This window comes from Vibrio sp. OPT46, assembly GCF_015163535.1.
Lineage (GTDB): Bacteria > Pseudomonadota > Gammaproteobacteria > Enterobacterales > Vibrionaceae > Vibrio > Vibrio alginolyticus.
The window spans coordinates 1-203 of the sequence record NZ_JADDYG010000781.1; the positions used below are offsets into that span (position 1 = coordinate 1).

Annotated in this window: 1 protein-coding gene; it reads left to right on the top strand. The window is 41.9% G+C overall.

The genetic code is table 11. The annotated features are described in order from the left end of the window. Nucleotides 1-203: ABC transporter permease subunit (locus tag IQR33_RS27710; RefSeq protein ID WP_193844236.1), on the top strand; the 203-nt coding region annotated here is incomplete at both ends.

Here is a 203-nt window from a genome sequence, read left to right on the forward strand (position 1 = left end):
GAAAACCTTTCCTCAGATTACATCCGCACCGCAATTGCGAAAGGATTACCTTTCAAAAAAGCAGTTCGTAAGCACGCGTTGCGTAACAGCTTAATTCCAATCGCAAGTCACTTTGGTAACTCTTTGTTGTTCTTCATGACCGGTGCCTTCCTGATTGAAGTTATCTTCAATATTGATGGCATTGGCTTATTGGGTTACGAATC